The following is a 19,534-nucleotide window of genomic DNA, read 5'->3' as shown; positions in this document are numbered from 1 at the left end:
GCCTTACGGCGGTCACCGAAGCCCGGCGCCTTGACGGCCGCGACCTTGAGGCCGCCACGCAGACGGTTGACGACGAGGGTGGCGAGGGCTTCGCCTTCGACGTCTTCCGCGACGATCACCAGCGGCTTGCCGGTCTGCACCACGGCTTCCAGCAGCGGCAGCAGCTCGTTGAGGTTGGAGAGCTTCTTCTCGTTGATCAGGATGTAGGCGTCGTCGAACTCGACGCGCATCTTGTCGGCGTTGGTGACGAAGTAGGGCGAGATGTAGCCGCGGTCGAACTGCATGCCCTCGACGACGTCGAGTTCGGTCTCAAGCGACTTGGCTTCCTCGACGGTGATGACACCCTCGTTGCCGACCTTCTTCATCGCGTCGGCGAGGAACTTGCCGATCTCCGAGTCGCCGTTGGCCGAGATGGTGCCGACCTGGGCGATCTCGTCGTTCGAGGTGACCTTCTTGGAATTCTTGACGAGGTCAGCGACGACGGCTTCCACCGCGAGGTCGATACCGCGCTTCAGATCCATCGGGTTCATGCCGGCGGCAACCGCCTTGGCGCCTTCGCGGACGATCGCCTGGGCCAGCACGGTCGCGGTGGTGGTGCCGTCACCGGCGGCGTCGGCAGACTTCGAGGCGACTTCGCGCACCATCTGCGCGCCCATGTTCTCGAACTTGTCGTCGAGCTCGATGTCCTTGGCGACGGTGACGCCGTCCTTGGTGATACGCGGCGCGCCGAACGACTTGTCGAGGACGACGTTGCGGCCCTTCGGACCCAGCGTGACCTTCACGGCGTTGGCGAGAATGTCCACGCCGCGCAGCATGCGGTCGCGGGCGTCGACGCCGAATTTGACTTCTTTAGCGGACATAAGAGGTTTCCCTTGGGTTGGATCGTTGTCTCCTCATCCTGAGGAGCGGACCGCAGGTCCGCATCTCGAAGGATGAGCGGTCTCAGCGTGTGGAGCTCACCCTTCGAGACGCGCCTTGCAGGCGCTCCTCAGGGTGAGGAACCTCCAAAGGCTCAGGCGGCCTTCTTCTTGGCGCCGGCGTCGGTGATGACGCCCATGATGTCGCTTTCCTTCATGATCAGCAGCTCTTTGCCGTCGATCTTGACCTCGGTGCCGCTCCACTTGCCGAACAGCACGCGGTCACCGACCTTGAGGTCGATCGGGATCAGCTTGCCGGCTTCGTCGCGGCCACCCGGGCCGACGGCGACGACTTCGCCCTGCGAGGGCTTTTCCTTGGCCGTGTCAGGAATGATGATACCGCCGGCGGTCTTCTCTTCGGCGTCGATGCGCTTGACCACGACGCGGTCGTGAAGCGGACGGAAGTTCATGCAAGTCCTCCTAAGTTTCTGAACTTGTTTCAGAAATCGAAATATTGGCAGTCGCGGACATTGAGTGCCAGCGCGACACCGACGAGATAGTCGAGGGGTTTTCAGGAGACAAGGTCTGCGCGCGAAATTTTTAGCACTCGCGCGGAACATCTGCCAAACACCGTGAACGACGCTGCGGCGACAATCAAGCCCCGACTATCCCGTGGCCCTTGGCGCCCCTGTTAGCACTTGTATTAAGTCGCTGCTAAGGCTGCATTTTTCCGCATTTGCCGTCGATTTTTGACTTGAGATGCCCAGTCCAGATGCGTCACATTTTCAGGTGCGCGGGATGGGCAAGTGAAGACCGGAGCCCAGCACCGCGGGGACAGCAGAAGGAAGGACGGCATTCCCAGGCAATCCCGGTCGCGAACTGTTGCGGAATGCTGGTTCGGGAAGGAGGATTTATGGTCGAACGAGGTGCAGTTTCTGAAGACTTCAGGAAGCAGGTGCTCGGCTACGGTCTGACGACCGCCGAAATTCTCTATCGCCGCCCCGACCGGCAGTGGCTGCTGCAGAGCTACACGTGGCAGGACTACGACTTGGCGCCCGATTTCCCCGCCCTGAACGACTTTCTCAGTTTTTGGAAAGCGAAGCTCGAAGGGCCGCTGTTCGCCGTCACCGTCGCGCATTCCAAGCTGATCAAGCCGGCCGAGCTACGCGCCGTCGACGGTGTCTTCAGACTGCACTGACTTCGTTATTGCCGGTCGGCGGTCCCTTCGTCGGCCGGCAGCGGATAGGGCGACCATTGCCGCGCGCCGCGGTCGTAGCGGCAGAGCGGCACGTTGAGGTTTGTCGTGGTGATCCAGAGGCGCACGGCGTCGTCGTAGCCGATCGTCGGGTCATTGAGCCGCCAGCCTGGAGGGGCCCAGCCAGAGTCGCCGTTCAGCGTCGGCAGCCGTAGCTTGGCGGAGATCCACATCGCATCCAATTGCTTGCCGTCGAACGCCGTGCCGCCATCGACGACGAATACGCCGCACTGCGGCGGGGCGGCCGGTACAGCGGCGAGCTGGGCCAGCTCATCGCGACGTGCCAGCCCGGCAGGCTGAAGATTGATCTGTTCGATCAGGCACAGTGCCACGATGATGGCGGCGATCAGCTTGCGCCGGATTCCGCGGTCCGGTGATGCAGCGTCCAGCCAATACTGCAGCAGCACCATCAGGCCGGCCACCACCCAGAGATTGACCACTAACTGGATGCGATCGCCGGCGCGGATTGCGACCGCTCCCGGCAACAGGTGATAGGGCAGCCAGAAGGCGCTGAACGTGCCAATCCGCAGCGTTGCAATCCAGGACAATCCCCACACCGCGACGCAACTGGTCGCGAACAGGAGTTGCCAAGGGAGCGGGCGGGCAGATGCCGTGCGGCGCAGCCGCAACAACAGAAGGATGAGCGCCGCAGTCATCAGCGGCGTGACCGCCAATGCGCGCTCGTGCTGGGTATCGCCGATCAGCCGCTCGACGACAGGGCCCCAGACCATATTGCGAATGCCGACATTGATCAGGTCGGTCGGAAACGGCGCGAAGCTGACATAGTCGCGGAACGATCGGCCAGCCTGCTGTTGCAGGGCCGGCAAATAGATCGTCAGCACCGGTATCGCCCCGATCGCGAAGCCGGCGAGTGCCGCGCCGACGAGCATTACGCAGGAGCGAGGATGTTGTTGCAGCAGCGCGAGCGTCTCCGGACCGCGAAAGACCGCAACCGTGCCGAGCCCGAACAGCACCGTGAGCGCGAACAGCCATGCGACATAAAACGAGGTTGCGAACAGCAGCCCGTAGGCAGCGCCGAACCCTGCGGCGCGTAGCAACGACCATCCGGTCGGGCGCGGAAACTCCTCGATCGTCCACAGCGCCAGCAGCACAAGGCAGGGGACGTAGTAGAGTGCGAAGAAGTTCGGATGCGCCTCAGCCGTCTTGAACATCAGATTGCTGGGAAAGGTGATGAGCACCGCCGCACAGATCGCCAGCGCTGGGCTGAGCCGCAGATAACGACGACCGATTACCAGGGTCGAAGCAAAGCAGCACAGCGATAAGATGATGGCGAGGATCTGCGAGGCCAGAAACGGATCGAGCCCGAGTCCGCGTAGCGCCGAATAGGGCAGCGCATCGAGCAGAAACGCATCGGTGTAGCCGAGGACGTTCTTCTGCGGAAAGTAGAAGGCCGGCGACAGCAGCTCGGCTTGGCCTTGCAGCGATGCGAACAGATGTTCGTGCAAATATGCGATCAGCCGGCCGTCACCGCCGTTGCCGAACACCATGGCGAATGATGTCAGAACACTGGAGCGGAAGGCGATGGCGGCGGCGACGAGCCATGCCGCCAAGGCAGCGATCAGGGTCGGCAGAGTCAGCGGATCCGCACGATCACGCAGGGATAAGGACGACAAAACGATCTCCGGCTCGAATTACGTGATTTCGCCGGTCGGCGATCTTGGTCGAACAGTGTCAGTCGGAGTGTTGCCGGAAGACGGCATCGCAAGATTGATCACGGTCATTTCCGCGCCCAACTAGCAGATGCGGATGGCCGATTGCAATTCGAAGGGGCAGATGTGGTGTTTCCGAGTATTGCCGATTGGCTCCCGGGGGCCGCGAGCACGATCGTATTCGCAGATTACGTCATTAGCCCCACCACTGCACCCATCAGGCAAGTGGTCAGGGTGCCGGACACGATCGACCGCAGGCCGAGGGCTGCGATCTCTTCGCGGCGCTGGGGGGCCATTGCGGTGAGGCCGCCCAGCATGATGCCAAGGCTGCCGAAATTGGCGAAGCCGCACATCGCGTACAGCATGATCAGCTTCGAGCGCGGGTCGAGCGCATCGGGCGGCAGCTTCGCCAGCTCGACATAGGCGATCAGCTCGTTGAGGACGGTCTTGATCCCCATCAGCGAACCGGCGGTGACCGCCTGATCCCATGGCAGGCCGAGCAGCCAGCACACCGGCGCCATCAGATAGCCGAGCAGCCGCTGCAGCGTGATCGCCTCGCCGCCGACATGCGGCAGCAGGCCAAGCACGGCGTTACCGAGATACACCAGCGCCACCAGCACGATCAGCATCGCGATGATGTTGAGCAGCAGCTCGAGGCCGGCCGCGGTGCCCTTGACGATCGCATCCATGCTGCTGACAGCGATCTGGCCGGGGTCGGCGAGTTCGCCGCCGGTGGCGCGCGCTTCGGTCTCCGGCACCATGATCAGGCTGACCAGAATCGCGGCCGGCGCGCCGAGCACCGAGGCGATGACGAAGTGCGCGGCGGCGTCGGGCAGCACCGGCGCCAGCAGCGTGGCGTATAGCACCAGCACGGTGCCGGCGATGCCGGCCATGCCGCCGGTCATCACCAGAAAGAGTTCGCTGCGGGTGAGCTGCGCCAGATAGGGGCGGATGAACAGCGGCGCTTCGACCATGCCGAGAAACACATTGGCGGCGGTCGATAGCCCGACCGCGCCGCCGACGCCGAGCGTGCGCTTGAGCAGCCAGGCCATGCCCCGCACCACCGGCGGCAGGATCCGCCAATAGAACAACAGCGTGGTCAGCACGCTCATCACCAGCACCACCGGCAGCGCCTGAAACGCGAGGATGAAATCGGCTCCCGGCGCCTTGATGTCGAATGGGGCCGGCGCGCCGCCGAGATAGCCGAATGCGAACGAGGTGCCGGCCCGGCTCGCCGCCGAGATGACGCCGACTGCATCGTTGATCGTCCCGAACACCTGAGCGGCGCCGGGCAGCTTCAGCATCGCCACCGCGGTCAAAAGCGTGATGCCGAGCCTGATGGCGACTTGCCGCACCGACACGCGGTCGCGGTTCTCGCCGAATGCCCACGCGAGCATCAGCAGCGCGAATACGCCGAATCCGGATTGCAGTTGAAGCATGTCGTCCCCCGAGCCGAAGCCGATGGGTAGGCCAGGGCAAGGCGCGCTGGCAAGTCGACTAAAGCGCGGGCCGCTGGGGCGTGGCCGTCATCGCGGCTTCGTCGTGGGCGGCGACAGTGCGGCCGAACGGGGTGTGCTAGACAGGGCCGACACCTCGGACTTCCGGATATCGGATTGAACATGAGCGAGCGGATTATCGTCACCTATCAGGTCGCCTCGGCACCGTGGGAGATCGCTGCCCGGGCCGAGGCGCTGGCGATCGAGCAGAGCGTCGAGTGTCCGCTGGCGGCGGTGACGGAGCAGCGGATCCGGGACGAGATTGTCGGCCGGGTCGAGGCGATCAGGCCGATCGGCGAGGCTCGCTTTTCGGTGCAGGTCAGCTTGGCGAGCGCGACCGCGCCGGCCGAGCCCGGACAGCTGCTCAACATGCTGTTCGGCAACAGTTCGATCCAGCCCGACGTGACGCTGGCCGATGTCGAACTGCCGCCGGCCTATCCGGCTGCCTTCCGCGGGCCGAGGCTCGGCATCGTCGGTCTTCGCGCCAAGCTCGGCGCGCCGCGGCGGGCGCTGACCGCGTCGGCGCTGAAGCCGCAGGGGCTGGCGCCGGAGGCGCTGGCCGGGCTGGCGCACCGGCTGGCGCTCGGTGGTGTCGATCTGATCAAGGACGACCACGGCATCGCCGATCAGGCATTCAGTCCGTTCTCAGAACGGGTGCCGGCGGTGGCTCGCGCGGTGCGCGAGGCCTGCGACTCTCGGGGCGCCGCGACGCTGTATGCGCCGCATGTCTCCGGCTCGCTCGACGACATGCGGCGGCAGCTCGACATTGTCCGCCGCGAAGGCCTGTCCGCGGTGATGCTGATGCCGATGATCGTTGGGCTGGCCAACTTCCACCTGATCGCCAAAGAGGCGGAAGGGTTGGTCATGCTGGCGCATCCGTCGCTGGCCGGTGCGCAGCGGATCGCGCCCGATCTGCTGCTCGGCAAGCTGTTCAGGCTGCTCGCGGCGGATGCGACGATCTTCCCGCATCACGGTGGCCGGTTCGCCTACGCGCCGAAAACCTGTAGCGCGCTGGCGGATGCGGCGCGACGCGACTGGTACGATCTGAAGCCGTGCCTGCCGGTGCCGGCCGGTGGTATCGCGATTGATCGCATCCAAGAGCTGCTGGCATTCTACGGCTCCGACGTGATGCTGCTGATCGGCGGCAGCCTGCTGGCCGCAGGCGAGCAACTGACCGAGCAGGCGGCGCGATTCACCGCAGAGGTGGCAAGCCATGGCCGATGACGATTCAGCAACACCGCATCCGACCGCGGGCGAGCGCCCCGGTGTCCGCGCGCAGACTGCGCCGGGCCGCTGGGATGGTGTCGCGGTGATGCCGTACAAACAGACCGCCGAGGCGCCGTTCCTGGACGTCTCGCGACAGCTGCTATTCTCGGATCCGAAGCTCGCCTGCGAGTGGCGCTATTTCGAGGTCGACGAGGGCGGCTACTCGACGCTGGAGCGTCACGCCCATGTGCATGCGGTGATGATCCATCGCGGGCGCGGGCAGTGCCTGGTCGGCGACAAGATCAGCGATGTCGGGCAAGGCGATCTGGTGTTCATCCCGCCGATGACCTGGCATCAATTCCGTGCCAACCGCGGCGACTGCCTTGGCTTTCTCTGCGTCGTCAATGTCACGCGTGACCGGCCGCAATTGCCGACGGCGGACGATGTTGCGGAGCTGCGTAAGAACGAGCGTATCGCCGACTTCATTCGCACCGGCGGGGAGGAGCTGCACGTCAGCGTGGCGCGATCTCGACCGTAACTGTGTGGCGCTGCGCCGGAGCCTGGTTCTCCCAGTCGCGCAAGTAATCGAACACCGCGGTAGCGGTGCCGTCCTTGCGGGCGATGATGCGGAACGACCGGGTGCCGGGGACGCCGACCATCGGCTGGTGCACGACATCGCCGCCGCCCTGGCGGTAACCGGCATCGGAAATCTCGATCAGGTCGAGATTGCGGCTCGCTTTGGTGTCGAGATGCCAGCGATAGCCGGTCGACGGATTCTCTTTCAGGGTGAAGGTGGCTTCGCCTTCGACCACGAGGCGCAGTGTCTCGGCAGTGTCGTCGGCTCGCGGTGGCGCGACACCCGCAACCAGCGCAACGCCGGCCAGCATGCCGAGCAGTCCCAGTCGTCGGAAGGTCGTGAACGATGTCCGCATGTTAGCCCCCGGAAGGACGCGGCTTAGCCGCGTCCGACGAATGGCATCTTGGTCGCCATCACCGTCATGAATAGCACGTTGGCGTCGAGCGGCAGGCCTGCCATGTAGGCCACCGCATCGCCGACCGCCTTCGCATCCATCCGCGGCTCGGCGATGGTGCGGCCGTCGGGCTGCAGTACGCCTTGCACCATGCGATCGGTCATCGGCGTGGCCGCGTTGCCGATGTCGATCTGGCCGACCGCGATGTCGTAGGCGCGGCCGTCGAGATTGCTGGCCTTGGTCAGACCGCTGATCGCGTGCTTGGTGGCGGTGTAGGCGGCCGAGAACGGTCGCGGCGCGTGCGCCGAGATCGAGCCGTTGTTGATGATACGGCCGCCGCGCGGGGTCTGATCCTTCATAATCCGGAACGCGTGCTGGGTGCACAGGAACGGCGCGGTGAGGTTGGTCGTCACCACCGCCTGCCACTGCTCCAGCGGCAGATCTTCGAACGGCACCGGCGGGGCGCCGATGCCGGCGTTGTTGAACAGCACGTCGAGACGGCCGTAGTGCTGCACGATGGTGTCGAACAGCGCGGCGATCGATGCCGGATCGGCCATGTCGGCGACAACGGGCAGGCTCTCACCGAACTCGGCGCCGAGCTTCTGGGTCTCCTGCAGCAGCTCCAGCCGACGCCCGGCCAGCACCACGGTGAATCCGGCCTGCATCAGCGCCAGCGCCGCGGCACGGCCGACACCGGTGCCTGCACCGGTGACGAGGGCGATCTTGGTGGTGGGCATTGGCGTCTTCCCGATGTTGTTTCTTGTTGGATGGCGCCGCGATCGTAAACGTTGTCTGCTTGGGCAACAAGCAAATCGGATTATCGATCGGCCGCAGCTTGGCTCGCCGGCCTTTTATCCAAGAATCGTTTGGCCCTCGACAGCCCGCTCTGCATCCGCCCTCGATAGGTCTGCAGCGTGTGCCAAGCGCGGTCCGATTGCAGCGCCGCCTCGCCGAGAAGAGTCCGCCCGGCGACAAACGACGCCAAGGTCACCTGCTGATTGGCAAAGCGATATTTGTAATCCTCGTCGCCACAGAGAAAGTCGATCGTCGTGGCGCCGTGATCGATCGACCAACGGATGTAGTCGAACAGCAGGATATAGCCGGGCGAGCTGCGATCGAAGGCGGCGTCGTACGTCGTGACGTAAGCCATCATCGTATCGTGCTGCATCAGATTGATCGTCATGGCGACGATCACGCCGTCTCGCTCAAGCACGAACACCCGAAGCAGTCCTTTGTCGGCGAGCACTTGCGCAAGCGTTTCCAGCATCGGTGAGCCCTCATCGAACAGCGGCGCCACCAGACCGTTCCGCTCGCACCAGGCACGCTTCAGGTCGGCACAGCGCCGCACCGCAGGGCCAATCGGCTCCTCGGGCGACAGCAGGCGGAATTCGACTTCTGCACCTTCCGACAGGCTTTTCAGCGAGCGGCGATAGTTTCGACGCGCATTTCCGGACTGCGCATCGAACCACGCCTGGCTGCTGGCCCATGGGCCGACGACGCGGAGACTGGTGGCGTGCCGGTAGTGCGGGCGCAGCGCGCGGCGATATCCAGATTTATTGTTGGCGAGTGTCCTCACCGCTGCTGTTGGCAGGAGATGGCCGAGGTAAACAGCATCGAAACCGCCGTGCGCGTGGCTGTAGTCCCACATCCGTTCGAGCAGCGACGGATCGGCGGTCGGTTGCAGCAGCGCGTCGCAGTAGTCGGAATAGTCCTTGGCGGCCCATTCCAGGACGCGGACGCCATGTTGGCGACAGATCGCAAGTGGCAGGACGGCCTCTAGAGTGTCGCCGCGCCACGCAAGGACGATAAACAGTTTCCGCCGTTCCCGATCGGGAAGCGCATGCCACCAGGCCGCGATCCAAGCATGGCTCTGAAACACGACGGCGCCGGTGTGGTTCCACAGCGCCTCCCAGGCGGGGCCGATTTCCTGCAGGCGTTCGCCCGTCTGCACGATTTCCAGCCGTTCGCCGTTGATCATTCTCACGTCTCTCAAGGTGGTGTCGCAACTCAGTATGTTTGTGATGTCGGTCGACAACCTATCATTGAGGGAAGTCGGATGGAAAACGCCAGACGATACGAATGGAAAGGAGAGTTAATCGGGGCGGAATGTCTTGTTGACCGTTCCAAGGATGCGCATTCGCGAGCTGTACGGAAGGACCGCTATGCTCGGTCTCGATCGACCTGCATCCCCTTTCGACCGCCGTTGCTCCTTAGTATCAAAAAGACTCGCGATTCATCCGAGTTTGGCTGGACGACCCATGTAGCGTGCGTCGGCGCCGTAGCTGGCGAGCTTTTGGGAGAGCTCTTTGCTGTCGATTGGTTCGAAGCCCAGTCGCTGCCAAAACCGGACGGTGCCGCCAACGGCGACCAGCGAGATGTTGTCCGCAGTCTCGACGGCATGCTGTTCCAGCGTCGAAAGAATGGTCGCGGCCGCACCGCCGCCGCGCGCTTCGGGGAGTAGCGCGATGTCGTGCAGGTAATAGGTCGAGGCCGGCTGGGGAATGCGGCCGAGTAACGCATTGAGCGCAGGCGGCTGTTTGAAATGCCACGGGTGGCTGATCAGATAGCCGCCGAGGCCGCTTGCGGTTTCGAGGACGAAGCAGCCGCCTGGATGCAGCGCTAGCCGCTCGGCGAACACCGCTGCGTCTTCAGGATACGCCGCATGCACCACCGCGGCGATCGTATTGACGGCGGACAGATCGGCGGGCGTCATGCGGCGCCAGGCCGCAGTCTTGAAGGTCATCATCTCGCGCCCGATGCCTCACGCCTGATCCTTGTAGGGCGGGCGCGGGATGTTCTTGTGGGCGGCGCGAAGTGCGGCCGACCAGCGCGAGCGGAGGTCGTGAAAGTAGGGCTCGCCGGCCTCGATGCGGTGGTTTAGATCGGCCTCGCAGACATCGGTGCGCACCACCAGCACGTCGATCGGCAGCCCGACGCCGAGATTGGAGCGCATCGTCGAATCCATCGAGATCAGGCTGGTCTTCAGCGCCTCGTACAGTTCGACGTCGTAAGTAATCGCGCGATCGAGCACCGGCTTGCCGTATTTGTGCTCGCCGATCTGCAAATACGGCGTGTCGATGGTGCATTCGATGAAATTGCCGGCCGGGTAGATCATGAACAGGCGCATCCGCTCGCCCTTGATCTGGCCGCCGAACAGGAACGACACTTCGTAGTTGATGTCCTCCGCCTTCAGCGCCTGCGCCTCGGTGGCGTTGACGTGGCGGATCGCGCGACCGATCAGCTGCGCCGCCTGAAACATGCTGGAGGCGCCGATCAGAGTCTCGCGCTCGCCGGTCTCGGCGTTCTCCAGGCCCTCGGTGAGGGTCGACAGCACGGACTGGCTGATCGACAGATTGCCGGCGCTCGCCACCGCCATGATGCGGTCGCCCGGCTTGCTGAAGACGTGCAGCTTGCGGAAGGTCGAGATGTTGTCGAGCCCGGCATTGGTGCGGGTGTCGGCCACCATCACCAGGCCTTCACGCACCAGAACTCCACAGCAATAGGTCATCTCGTCCTCGAACACCGGTCTGAAGGAAAGCACGACAACGCAGAATGCGGCCGGCTGCGGGACACTAGCCCATCCGCGCCGGCGGTCCAGCCCCCGAAGGGCGTAAGCTACTGCGACTGAAACTGCCGGCCGGCCTGATCGACCTTCACCGACACCGTCAGCGTCTCGAGGCCGCCGCCATAGCGGGTGCCGCGCACCGGGGCGGCGCCGAGATAGTCGAGCCCGATCGCGACGCGGGCATGGGCGTCGGTGGTGCAGATGCCGTTGGCCGGATCGAACCCGACCCAGCCGAGACCCGGCACATAGGCTTCGGCCCAGGCGTGGCCGGCGGGCTGGTGCACCACGCCGTCAGCGCGCAGGAAATGTCCGGAGACGAACCGGGCCGGCACCCCGCCGGCGCGGGCGCAGGCGATGAACACATGCGCGTAGTCCTGGCAGACGCCGCGGCGCAGCGTGAAGGCTTCGGACGCCGTGGTGCCGGAATGGGTCGGGTCGTCGTCGAAGGTGATGTGCTTGTTGATCGCCGTCATCAGCGCATGCAGGAAGCCGATCGTATCGCCGCTGCCGTCGCCGCGCAGCTCCCGCGCCAGCGCCTGCATCGGCGGCGTCAGATCGGTCAGCTCGGTCGGGCGCAGAAACAGCTGCGGCGGAAACCGCTCGTCGGCGCCCTTCAGCACGCCGCCGGTGTCGGAGGTCTCGATCAGCCCTTCGGCTGTGATGGTGAGGTCTTCGGTGGCGCCGACCGTCAGCACATGGGTGATGTTGCCGAACGCGTCGTAATGCATGTCCAGCCGGGTGTCGGAGGAGATGTCGATCTGCCATTCGGCGACGTACTGCCCGTCGTGGCTGCTCGGCGTGATCCGCAGCACCTGGATCACGCCGGTGGCGGGCGGCTCGTAGTGATAGTTGGTGGTGTGCGTGATGCGCAGGCGCATGGCGTCCAGAGTCCGGTTGCGGCGGCGGGCAGGGCGCGCGCCTGTGCTCGATCAGATAAGATACTGCTTGGCGACGATTTCGCCGAGCCGGCTGTTGTCGGCGATGAATTCCTGGATGAATTCGTGGACGCCGCGCTGGAAGATGTCGTCCATGTTGGAGTGTTCCAACCGGTTGCGGATGGCGCGGGCATGGCGCTGGGAGGGGCCCTGGCGGCCATAGGCGACGCCGATCTGGTCGAGGTTGCGCACCAGATTGCCGTAGCACGAGGCGAGTGACCGCGGCAGGCTGTCGTTGAGGATCAGCAGGTCGGCGATCAGCCACGGCTTCAGCGTCTCGCGATACACCCAGTGATACGCGGTCAGTGCCGACACCGAGCGCAGGATCGACGACCACTGATAATAGTCGAGCGGGCCACCGACGTGCTCCTCTTCGGGCAGCAGCAGGTGATATTTGACGTCGAGAATCCGCGCGGTGTTGTCGGCGCGTTCGAGATGCACGCCGAGCCGTGAGAACCAATAGGCATCGTTGCGCAGCATGGTGCGATAGGCCGAGCCGTCGAACCGCAGCGAGGTCTCCTGCACGAAGCGCAGGAACTGGGTCAGCTGCTCGCGGGTCTTGGCACCCTTGCTCCAGTTTTCCTGCAGCTCGATCCAGGCCGAGTTGATGGTATCCCACATCGCGCCCGTCAGCGCGGTGCGCACCGAGCGTGCGTTCAGCCGCGCCGCCTCGATGCAATTGCGGATCGAGGACGGGTTCGAGGTCGACATCGACAGGAATTCGACGACGTTGGGCTCGTTGGCCTCCTCGTACTGCGCATAGAAGCTGGCGCTGACGCCGGCGGTCAGCAGCGCCGAATCCCATTCATTGCCCTGGCCCGAATAGGTGTTCGGCAGAGCGGTGACGCGCAGCGTCGCCTCGATGGTCCGCGCCAGATATTCGGCGCGCTCGACGTAACGGGACAGCCAGAACAGGTTTTCAGCGGTACGGGACAGCATGACTTATTCCGTCATTGCGAGGAGCGGAGCGACGAAGCAATCCAGCTTGCCGAGCGTGGCGCCATGGATTGCTTCGCTTCGCTCGCAATGACGCCTCCGATGTTGCGGACCTACTCATCCAGCACCCAGGTGTCCTTGGTGCCGCCGCCCTGACTGGAATTCACCACCAGCGAGCCTTCCTGCAGCGCGACGCGGGTCAGGCCGCCGGGCACCACGGTGATGCGATCGCGGCCGGTGAGCACGAATGGGCGCAGGTCGACGTGGCGCGGGGCGAGGCCGGCTTCGGTGCAGGTGGGGCAGGTGGAGAGCGCGAGCGTCGGTTGGGCGATGAAGCCCTCCGGCTCGCGCTTCAGCTTCTCGCGGAACGCTTCGATCGTCGCCTTGGTGGCAGTGGGGCCGATCAGCATACCGTAGCCACCGGAGCCGTGGACTTCCTTGACCACCAGCTCGGACAGATGGTCGAGCACGTAGGCCAGGTCGCTCGGCTCGCGGCAGCGCCAGGTCGGGACGTTCTTCAGGATCGGTTCTTCGTCCAGATAGAATTTCACGATGTCCGGCATATAGCTGTACACCGCCTTGTCGTCGGCGATGCCGGTGCCGACCGCGTTGGCCAGCGTGACGTTGCCGGCCCGATAGGCCGACATCAGTCCGGGCACGCCGAGCACCGAATCCGGGCGGAACGTCAAAGGATCGATGAAATCGTCGTCGACCCGGCGATAGATCACGTCGACCCGCTTCAGCCCCTCGGTGGTGCGCATGAACACCTCGTCGTTCTTGACGACGAGGTCGCGGCCTTCGACCAGCTCGATGCCGAGCTTATCGGCGAGGAACGAGTGCTCGTAATAGGCGGAATTGAACACGCCCGGCGTCATCAGCGCCACGGTCGGTTCCGACGACGAATGTGCGGGAGCAACCGAGCGCAGCGCGGTCAGGAGTTCGTCCGGATAGCGCTCGACCGGCGCGATGCGGTGCCGCGCGAACAGATCCGGAAACAGCCGCATCATGATCTCACGGTTTTCCAGCATGTAGGAGACGCCCGACGGCGTCCGCGCATTGTCCTCCAGCACGTAGAAATGTTCGTCGTCGACCCGGACGATGTCGATGCCGGCGATGTGGACGTAGACGTCGTGCGGCACCGCCTGGCCGTTCATCTCCGGGCGGAACACCGGATTCTGGAAGATCAGGTCGTCGGGGATGATGCCCGCGCGCAGGATGTCGCGGCCGTGATAGATGTCGCGCAGGAACATGTTCAGCGCGCGGACGCGCTGCTTCAGCCCGAGCTCCATCCGCGCCCATTCCTGCGCCGACAGAATGCGAGGGATGACGTCGAACGGGATCAGCCGCTCTTGCGCTTCCGCGTCGCCATACACCGCGAAGGTGATGCCGATGCGGCGAAACAGCAGCTCGGCTTCCTGGCGTCGATGGGTGAGGGCTTCGGGCGGCGTTTCGCCGAGCCAGCGGGACAATTCCTGATAGGCCGCGCGAACATCGCCGCCGGGGCCGTTCATTTCATCAAACGCAACTGCCATGAAACCAGTCTGATTCCCCACAATGCTGCGTAGAGTGCAGCATGGAACACAGCAGTAGCAAGGGCCGGGCCAGCACGATATGGAAGGAGTGGACGGTTTTTGACCGCGGGTTCACAATGTTGCCCGCAATTCAGGCGGCGTGTTGCTCAATTCATTGGCAGGCGTCTTCGGAACGGGCAGAGCTTGTCGCCGGCAGGTAGCAGCGGGGAAACGGAAGCATTCATGAGCGAGATCGTTACGGCGGGTATCCTGGTGATCGGCGACGAGATTCTGTCGGGCCGGACCAAGGACAAGAACATCGGCTTCATCGCCGAGTACCTGACCAACATCGCGATCGATTTGCGCGAGGTGCGCGTGGTGGCCGACGACGAGGCCGCGATCATCGAGGCGCTGGACGCGTTACGCAGCCGCTACACCTACGTGTTCACCACCGGCGGCATCGGGCCGACCCATGACGACATTACGGCCGACTGCGTCGCCAAGGCGTTCGGCGTCGAGATCGGCTATCACCCCGAGGTGGTGGCCCGGTTCCGCGAACGGTTCTCCGAAGCCGAGCTCAACGAAGCGCGGCTGCGGATGGCGCGGATCCCGGATGGCGCCGAGCTGATCCAGAGCGCGACCATCATCGCGCCCGGTTTCAAGATCGGCAACGTCATCGTCATGGCCGGCGTGCCGTCGATCATGCAGGCGATGATGGACATCGTGGCGCCGCGGTTGAAGTCCGGCGTCCGGATGCTGTCGGAGACGGTGAAGGCCAACGCGCGCGAGGGCGACATCGGCGGCCCGCTGCGCGAGATCGCCGCCGCGCATCCGGATACGATGATCGGCAGCTATCCGTTCCTCGACGAGGAGCGCAAGCCGAACACCAATCTGGTGGTGCGCTCGCGCGATCCGGAAAAGCTGCAGCAGGCGATGACCGCCGTAAAGCAGATGCTGGCGGACCTGCAGGCCGCGAAGTGAACCAAGACAAGTAGGTCCCGTCATTGCGAGGAGCGGCACGACGAAGCCACCCAGAACCGCGTGCACCGTGGCTCCGGATTGTTTCGCTGAGCCGGTGCTCAGGACGGCGCAATGCGCCGATCCGGCTGGCTCGCAATGACGGAATAGTCGGAGTGAATGGATGACGCAAAGCGAACCGAGTGAACAGAAGCGGGCAGGGCGTCCGTTTCCGGTGTCATGGGATCAGTTTCATCGTGATTGCCGGGCGCTGAGCTGGCGGCTCAACGAACTCGGGCCGTTCCATGCGGTGATCGCTATCACCCGAGGCGGTCTGGTGCCGGCCGCGATCGTCGCGCGGGAGCTCGGCCTGCGGGTGATCGACACGGTGTGCATCGCCAGCTATGAGCACGACAAGCAGGGCGAACTGCAGGTGCTCAAGGGCGTGTCCGATCAGACCGCCACGCTGGGCGGTGGCACCGGCAAGGGCCTGCTGATCATCGATGACCTGGTCGACACCGGCAAGACCGGCCGGATGGTGCGATCGATGCTGCCCGACGCGCATTTCGCGGCGGTCTATGCCAAGCCGAAAGGCCGTCCCTTGGTCGACACCTTCATCACCGAAGTGTCGCAGGACACCTGGATCTTCTTCCCCTGGGACACCGGGCTCAGCTTCCAGCCGCCGCTCAAGGACGGAGCGGGCTGAAGCAAACACACCGTCATTGCGAGCGAAGCGAAGCAATCCAGTTCCGAGCACGAACCGTCTGGATTGTTTCGTCGCTTTGCTCCTCGGAATGACCCGCGGAGGGACCATGCCGCTGCAAAACCGCGTGACGCCGTTCGGCGAGATCGTCGCGGTCGCCAGCCGCGGGATGTTCACCGGCAATCGCGGCATCATCCATGATCCGGCGACTAAGACGCTGCTCAAGCGGCGGTGGTCTAGCCCGGCGTGGATCTCTTGCGTCTGTGAGTTCCGCGGCCGCCGCCGCGACGTGATGGCGACGCGGAGCTGGACCGAGTTGTTCTTTCTCGATGAGGCGACCGCGCTCGCGGCCGGGCATCGGCCTTGCTACTACTGCCGCCGCACCGACGCGAATGCCTTCGCCGCCGCCTGGGCGCGCGGCAACGGGCTCGAGCAAGTCAGCGCCAAACAGATCGACGCCACATTGCATCGCGAACGGCTCGACGGCCGCGCCAAGCGACTGCATCCGCTGGCATGCGCGGTGAGCGAGTTGCCGGATGGGGCGATGGTGGCGGACGTAAAGTACGACGATGCCGGCGTCCGCGAGGGTGCCTGCACCGGCATTGCTTATCTGTTCACGCGAGGCTGGCTGCTGCAGTGGTCGTTTGAAGGTTATCTGCCGGTCGAAGCGGCGATGCTCGAAGGCTTGCAGGATCGTCTCGTCCTCCTCACGCCACCATCGGCGCTAAGGGCTCTCGAAGCCGGCTATCAACCCGCACTGCATCCAACTTCACGCGCAAACTAGCCCCGTCATTCCGGGGCGCGCCGAAGGCGCGAACCCGGAATCTCGACGTGGGTGAAGCGCTGTGCTCGTAACTTCTGGATTCCGGGTTTGCCGCTGCGCGACGCCCCGGAATGACGGGGAGAGGTTGGTGACGAACGAGAGGCTTCGCGGTTGACTTATTACTGAAACCGCTCCCGTGCCAGCTCCGCCCCCGCGCCGAGCGCAAATAGCTTCGCCTCGGCGATCTCCCGCCGCATCGGGGCCATGCCGCAGTTGGTGGTGGCGATGATGTTTCTCTTCGGCACGTGCCGCATCACCGCTTCGATCGTGGCGCAGACGTCTTCGGCGGTCTCGACCTCGTCGCTGGCGACATCGATGACGCCGGCCTGGACGATCTTGCCCTTCAGCAGCGACAACAGTTCCAGCGGCACTTTCGAATTGCGGCACTCGACCGCGACCTGCTGGATCGAGCTGGCGTCGATCGCCGGGAAGATGTCCTCGTATTGCCGCCACTCGGCGCCGAGTGTTTCCTTCCAATCGGTGTTGGCCTTGATGCCGTAGCCGTAGCAGATGTGGACGGCGGTGGCGCAGGTCAGGTCCTGCGCGGCGCGCTCCAGCGCCTTGACGCCCCAGTCGGCAGCCTCGCTCATGTAGACATTAAACGCCGGCTCGTCGAACTGGATCATGTCGATGCCGTCGGCCTGCAGCGCCTTGGCTTCCTCGTTGAGCAGCTCGGCGAAGGCGAATGCCATCTTGACGCGGTCGCCGTAGTAGCGATCGGCGATGGTGTCGATGATCGTCATCGGGCCGGGCAGAGTGAACTTGATCTTGTGCGTGCTATGCGCGCGCGCGATCTGGCCTTCGAAGCCGTGAACGCGTCCCTTCAGCCGCAACGGCGCCACCACCTGAGGCACCATCGCTTTGTAGCGATCGTTGCGGATGCCCATCTCGACCTTGTGGGCGAAGTCGATGCCCTCGACGGCTTCGAGGAAGCCGTGGACGAAATGCTGCCGCGCCTGTTCGCCCTCGGTGACGATGTCGATCCCTGAGTCTTCCTGCAGCTTCAGCGCCAGGATGGTGGCGTCGCGCTTGGCGCGGAGCAGCTCAGCGCCCGTCGACTTCCACGGCGCCCACAGCTTGTTGGGCTCGGCCAGCCATTCCGGTTTCGGCAACGAGCCGGCGATCGTGGTCGGAAACAGCATCGTGTTCTCTCCCTGCAGCCTGACATGGGCCTGATTGACGCCCTCTGTGCCACGTCCGCGGCGGGGCGTACAGAAGTGCGAGACCGAGGTGACAAGCCGGCCGAAGCCGGGCTAGGATCGACGCAAACCCGTCAAGAGGACCCTGCCGCCATGATCGATCTGTATTACGCGCCGACGCCGAACGGCTGGAAGATCTCGATCATGCTGGAAGAGTGCGGCCTGCCTTACAAGGTGGTGCCGATGCAGCTCGGCCGCGGCGATCAGCACCAGCCGGAATTCCTCAAACTCAGCCCCAACGGACGCATGCCGGCGATCGTCGATCACGCGCCGACTGGCGGCGGCGCGCCGCTGTCGGTGTTCGAGAGCGGGGCGATCCTGATCTATCTGGCGGAGAAATCCGGGCAACTGATGCCGACCGAGACGCGGGCGCGGTTTGAGGTGATGCAGTGGCTGATGTGGCAGATGGCCGGGCTCGGGCCGATGCTCGGGCAGAACGGCCACTTCCTGCTGTATGCGCCGGAGAAGATCCCGTACGCGATCGACCGCTACAGCCGCGAAGCGAAGCGGCTGTACGGCGTGCTCGATCAGCGGCTGGCCGGCCGCGACTATATCGCCGGCGACTACTCGATTGCCGACATCGCCTGCTTCCCCTGGATTATGACCCACAAGGCGCAGGGCTTGACGCTCGACGACTATCCCAACATCAAGCGCTGGTACGCGACGTTGCGCGCGCGGCCCAAGCTGCAGGCCGGTCTCGCCCTCGGCAAGGAGGACAAGAAGCCGATGGACGAGCAGGCCCGCAAGCTGCTGTTCGGCGTCGACAAGCCGGCGCATGCCGACGCCCAGGCGCAAAGCGCGCAGCAGCAGTGATGATGCGGCACAACGCAAGGCGCGAAACAGGGATGGGCGCACGATCAGCTTCTGGCGCATTCCCGATCATCGACGTCATCGCCCGGCTGGTCCGGGCGACCCAGTATTCCAGAGCGTCCGTTGTCGAACGTTGGCGCTCTGCAATACTGGGTCCCCCGCCTTCGCGGGGGACGACGGTGGTAGCGTAGCGATGTCGTACACCAACTCAGCGTTCGTCATTCCGGGGCGTGCGGCGAAGCCGCGCGAGCCCGGAATCCATACGCCGCAGCGTCGGCGGTGGAGCAGGGCGGCCGTTGCGCTTTGCTCGAACGAGGGATTTGGGGTTATGGATTCCGGGTTCGCGAGCTGCGCTCGCGCCCCGGAATGACGAACGAGAGTTTGATCGCTGACAAGTGGGCCAGCTAAGTAACAATCAACAACAACCAAGAAAAGGAAACGCCGATGCTCGAATTCTTCTTCGACTGCTCCAGTCCGTGGACGTATCTCGCCTTTCACAACATCCAGCCGCTGGCGAAAGAGATGGGCGAGGAGATCACCTGGCGGCCGATCCTGGTTGGCGGCATCTTCAACTCGGTCAATCCGAGCGTGTATGAATCCCGCAAGACGCCGGTGCCGCTGAAGGCGCGCTACATGGTCA

General features: G+C 64.4%; 21 protein-coding genes. 8 read left to right on the top strand and 13 right to left on the bottom strand.

Features of this window, described 5'->3' with window-relative positions:
- Both groEL and groES read right to left on the bottom strand, forming a co-directional pair.
- The coding region (gene groEL, locus DYI24_RS05860; protein ID WP_164571602.1) for a chaperonin GroEL at window positions 1–860 on the bottom strand (860 nt) is incomplete at its 3' end.
- 152 nt (window positions 861–1,012) lie between these two features.
- Window positions 1,013–1,327: a co-chaperone GroES gene (groES, locus tag DYI24_RS05855; protein WP_013503045.1), complete on the bottom strand. Its 315-nt coding sequence runs from the start codon at window positions 1,325–1,327 to the stop codon at window positions 1,013–1,015.
- Between the two features lie 443 nt (window positions 1,328–1,770).
- Between groES and DYI24_RS05850 the strand changes: the two genes are divergently transcribed.
- Window positions 1,771–2,055: an usg protein gene (locus DYI24_RS05850; protein ID WP_107344130.1), complete on the top strand. Its 285-nt coding sequence runs from the start codon at window positions 1,771–1,773 to the stop codon at window positions 2,053–2,055.
- Between the two features lie 5 nt (window positions 2,056–2,060).
- Here the strand turns inward: DYI24_RS05850 and DYI24_RS05845 are convergent, their stop codons facing one another.
- Both DYI24_RS05845 and DYI24_RS05840 read right to left on the bottom strand, forming a co-directional pair.
- Window positions 2,061–3,746: a hypothetical protein gene (locus DYI24_RS05845; protein ID WP_164571601.1), complete on the bottom strand. Its 1,686-nt coding sequence runs from the start codon at window positions 3,744–3,746 to the stop codon at window positions 2,061–2,063.
- Between the two features lie 224 nt (window positions 3,747–3,970).
- Window positions 3,971–5,221 carry a NupC/NupG family nucleoside CNT transporter gene (locus tag DYI24_RS05840; protein WP_164571600.1) on the bottom strand — a complete coding sequence of 417 codons (1,251 nt, stop codon included), beginning with the start codon at window positions 5,219–5,221 and terminating at the stop codon, window positions 3,971–3,973.
- A 180-nt stretch (window positions 5,222–5,401) separates the two neighbouring features.
- Between DYI24_RS05840 and DYI24_RS05835 the strand changes: the two genes are divergently transcribed.
- Both DYI24_RS05835 and DYI24_RS05830 read left to right on the top strand, forming a co-directional pair.
- Window positions 5,402–6,502, top strand: coding sequence for a RuBisCO large subunit C-terminal-like domain-containing protein (locus tag DYI24_RS05835; RefSeq protein WP_164571599.1), 1,101 nt, complete (start codon window positions 5,402–5,404; stop codon window positions 6,500–6,502).
- Window positions 6,492–7,022 (top strand): cupin domain-containing protein, encoded by a 531-nt coding sequence (locus DYI24_RS05830; protein WP_164571598.1) that lies wholly within the window; start codon window positions 6,492–6,494, stop codon window positions 7,020–7,022. Before DYI24_RS05835 ends, DYI24_RS05830 begins: the two co-directional genes overlap by 11 nt.
- On the opposite strand, the gene DYI24_RS05825 is transcribed toward DYI24_RS05830, so the two are convergent.
- From DYI24_RS05825 to DYI24_RS05790, 8 genes are all read right to left on the bottom strand, one after another.
- Window positions 6,997–7,416: a protease inhibitor I42 family protein gene (locus DYI24_RS05825; protein ID WP_164571597.1), complete on the bottom strand. Its 420-nt coding sequence runs from the start codon at window positions 7,414–7,416 to the stop codon at window positions 6,997–6,999. The genes DYI24_RS05830 and DYI24_RS05825 overlap by 26 nt on opposite strands.
- 23 nt (window positions 7,417–7,439) lie before the next feature.
- Window positions 7,440–8,192 carry an SDR family oxidoreductase gene (locus DYI24_RS05820; RefSeq protein ID WP_164571596.1) on the bottom strand — a complete coding sequence of 251 codons (753 nt, stop codon included), beginning with the start codon at window positions 8,190–8,192 and terminating at the stop codon, window positions 7,440–7,442.
- An 80-nt stretch (window positions 8,193–8,272) separates the two neighbouring features.
- Complete coding sequence (locus tag DYI24_RS05815; RefSeq protein WP_164571595.1) at window positions 8,273–9,433, bottom strand: GNAT family N-acetyltransferase; 1,161 nt, start codon at window positions 9,431–9,433, stop codon at window positions 8,273–8,275.
- Window positions 9,434–9,688: 255 nt separating this feature from the next.
- Entirely contained in the window at window positions 9,689–10,198 is a 510-nt protein-coding gene (locus tag DYI24_RS05810) for a GNAT family N-acetyltransferase (RefSeq protein ID WP_164571594.1), read from the bottom strand.
- Between the two features lie 18 nt (window positions 10,199–10,216).
- Window positions 10,217–10,963: a proteasome-type protease gene (locus tag DYI24_RS05805; RefSeq protein ID WP_164571603.1), complete on the bottom strand. Its 747-nt coding sequence runs from the start codon at window positions 10,961–10,963 to the stop codon at window positions 10,217–10,219.
- 107 nt (window positions 10,964–11,070) lie between these two features.
- Window positions 11,071–11,898: a transglutaminase family protein gene (locus tag DYI24_RS05800; protein ID WP_164571593.1), complete on the bottom strand. Its 828-nt coding sequence runs from the start codon at window positions 11,896–11,898 to the stop codon at window positions 11,071–11,073.
- Window positions 11,899–11,949: 51 nt separating this feature from the next.
- Window positions 11,950–12,894, bottom strand: coding sequence for an alpha-E domain-containing protein (locus DYI24_RS05795; protein WP_164571592.1), 945 nt, complete (start codon window positions 12,892–12,894; stop codon window positions 11,950–11,952).
- A gap of 110 nt (window positions 12,895–13,004) precedes the next feature.
- Entirely contained in the window at window positions 13,005–14,423 is a 1,419-nt protein-coding gene (locus DYI24_RS05790; protein ID WP_107344140.1) for a circularly permuted type 2 ATP-grasp protein, read from the bottom strand.
- Between the two features lie 222 nt (window positions 14,424–14,645).
- Between DYI24_RS05790 and DYI24_RS05785 the strand changes: the two genes are divergently transcribed.
- The 3 genes from DYI24_RS05785 to DYI24_RS05775 all read left to right on the top strand — a co-directional run bounded on the left by DYI24_RS05785 (window position 14,646) and on the right by DYI24_RS05775 (window position 16,846).
- A complete protein-coding gene (locus DYI24_RS05785) occupies window positions 14,646–15,383 on the top strand; it encodes a competence/damage-inducible protein A (protein ID WP_164571591.1) in 738 nt (245 codons plus the stop codon).
- 160 nt (window positions 15,384–15,543) lie between these two features.
- The gene (gene gpt, locus DYI24_RS05780) at window positions 15,544–16,065 is read left to right on the top strand and encodes a xanthine phosphoribosyltransferase (RefSeq protein ID WP_164571590.1); all 522 of its coding nucleotides are present in this window, start codon (window positions 15,544–15,546) and stop codon (window positions 16,063–16,065) included.
- Window positions 16,066–16,171: 106 nt separating this feature from the next.
- A complete protein-coding gene (locus tag DYI24_RS05775; RefSeq protein WP_164571589.1) occupies window positions 16,172–16,846 on the top strand; it encodes a hypothetical protein in 675 nt (224 codons plus the stop codon).
- Between the two features lie 158 nt (window positions 16,847–17,004).
- Here the strand turns inward: DYI24_RS05775 and DYI24_RS05770 are convergent, their stop codons facing one another.
- A complete protein-coding gene (locus DYI24_RS05770; protein WP_164571588.1) occupies window positions 17,005–18,027 on the bottom strand; it encodes a methionine synthase in 1,023 nt (340 codons plus the stop codon).
- A 150-nt stretch (window positions 18,028–18,177) separates the two neighbouring features.
- Between DYI24_RS05770 and DYI24_RS05765 the strand changes: the two genes are divergently transcribed.
- Both DYI24_RS05765 and DYI24_RS05760 read left to right on the top strand, forming a co-directional pair.
- Complete coding sequence (locus DYI24_RS05765; RefSeq protein ID WP_164571587.1) at window positions 18,178–18,897, top strand: glutathione S-transferase N-terminal domain-containing protein; 720 nt, start codon at window positions 18,178–18,180, stop codon at window positions 18,895–18,897.
- Between the two features lie 441 nt (window positions 18,898–19,338).
- Window positions 19,339–19,534: DsbA family protein (locus tag DYI24_RS05760; RefSeq protein ID WP_205523384.1), on the top strand; the 196-nt coding region annotated here is incomplete at its 3' end.

The organism is Rhodopseudomonas sp. BR0C11, assembly GCF_010820945.1.
Taxonomy (GTDB): Bacteria; Pseudomonadota; Alphaproteobacteria; order Rhizobiales; family Xanthobacteraceae; genus Rhodopseudomonas; species Rhodopseudomonas palustris_H.
This window is presented reverse-complemented; position numbering and strand designations above follow the sequence as displayed.

What these genes read in the sequence shown, in the direction of transcription:
- groES (WP_013503045.1), bottom strand. Translation starts at nt 1,327, where the DNA reads ATGAACTTCCGTCCGCTTCACGACCGCGTCGTGGTCAAGCGCATCGAC.
- DYI24_RS05850 (WP_107344130.1), top strand. Translation starts at nt 1,771, where the DNA reads ATGGTCGAACGAGGTGCAGTTTCTGAAGACTTCAGGAAGCAGGTGCTC.
- DYI24_RS05840 (WP_164571600.1), bottom strand. Translation starts at nt 5,221, where the DNA reads ATGCTTCAACTGCAATCCGGATTCGGCGTATTCGCGCTGCTGATGCTC.
- DYI24_RS05835 (WP_164571599.1), top strand. Translation starts at nt 5,402, where the DNA reads ATGAGCGAGCGGATTATCGTCACCTATCAGGTCGCCTCGGCACCGTGG.
- DYI24_RS05830 (WP_164571598.1), top strand. Translation starts at nt 6,492, where the DNA reads ATGGCCGATGACGATTCAGCAACACCGCATCCGACCGCGGGCGAGCGC.
- DYI24_RS05825 (WP_164571597.1), bottom strand. Translation starts at nt 7,416, where the DNA reads ATGCGGACATCGTTCACGACCTTCCGACGACTGGGACTGCTCGGCATG.
- DYI24_RS05820 (WP_164571596.1), bottom strand. Translation starts at nt 8,192, where the DNA reads ATGCCCACCACCAAGATCGCCCTCGTCACCGGTGCAGGCACCGGTGTC.
- DYI24_RS05815 (WP_164571595.1), bottom strand. Translation starts at nt 9,433, where the DNA reads ATGATCAACGGCGAACGGCTGGAAATCGTGCAGACGGGCGAACGCCTG.
- DYI24_RS05810 (WP_164571594.1), bottom strand. Translation starts at nt 10,198, where the DNA reads ATGACCTTCAAGACTGCGGCCTGGCGCCGCATGACGCCCGCCGATCTG.
- DYI24_RS05805 (WP_164571603.1), bottom strand. Translation starts at nt 10,963, where the DNA reads ATGACCTATTGCTGTGGAGTTCTGGTGCGTGAAGGCCTGGTGATGGTG.
- DYI24_RS05800 (WP_164571593.1), bottom strand. Translation starts at nt 11,898, where the DNA reads ATGCGCCTGCGCATCACGCACACCACCAACTATCACTACGAGCCGCCC.
- DYI24_RS05795 (WP_164571592.1), bottom strand. Translation starts at nt 12,894, where the DNA reads ATGCTGTCCCGTACCGCTGAAAACCTGTTCTGGCTGTCCCGTTACGTC.
- DYI24_RS05790 (WP_107344140.1), bottom strand. Translation starts at nt 14,423, where the DNA reads ATGGCAGTTGCGTTTGATGAAATGAACGGCCCCGGCGGCGATGTTCGC.
- DYI24_RS05785 (WP_164571591.1), top strand. Translation starts at nt 14,646, where the DNA reads ATGAGCGAGATCGTTACGGCGGGTATCCTGGTGATCGGCGACGAGATT.
- gpt (WP_164571590.1), top strand. Translation starts at nt 15,544, where the DNA reads ATGACGCAAAGCGAACCGAGTGAACAGAAGCGGGCAGGGCGTCCGTTT.
- DYI24_RS05775 (WP_164571589.1), top strand. Translation starts at nt 16,172, where the DNA reads ATGCCGCTGCAAAACCGCGTGACGCCGTTCGGCGAGATCGTCGCGGTC.
- DYI24_RS05770 (WP_164571588.1), bottom strand. Translation starts at nt 18,027, where the DNA reads ATGCTGTTTCCGACCACGATCGCCGGCTCGTTGCCGAAACCGGAATGG.
- DYI24_RS05765 (WP_164571587.1), top strand. Translation starts at nt 18,178, where the DNA reads ATGATCGATCTGTATTACGCGCCGACGCCGAACGGCTGGAAGATCTCG.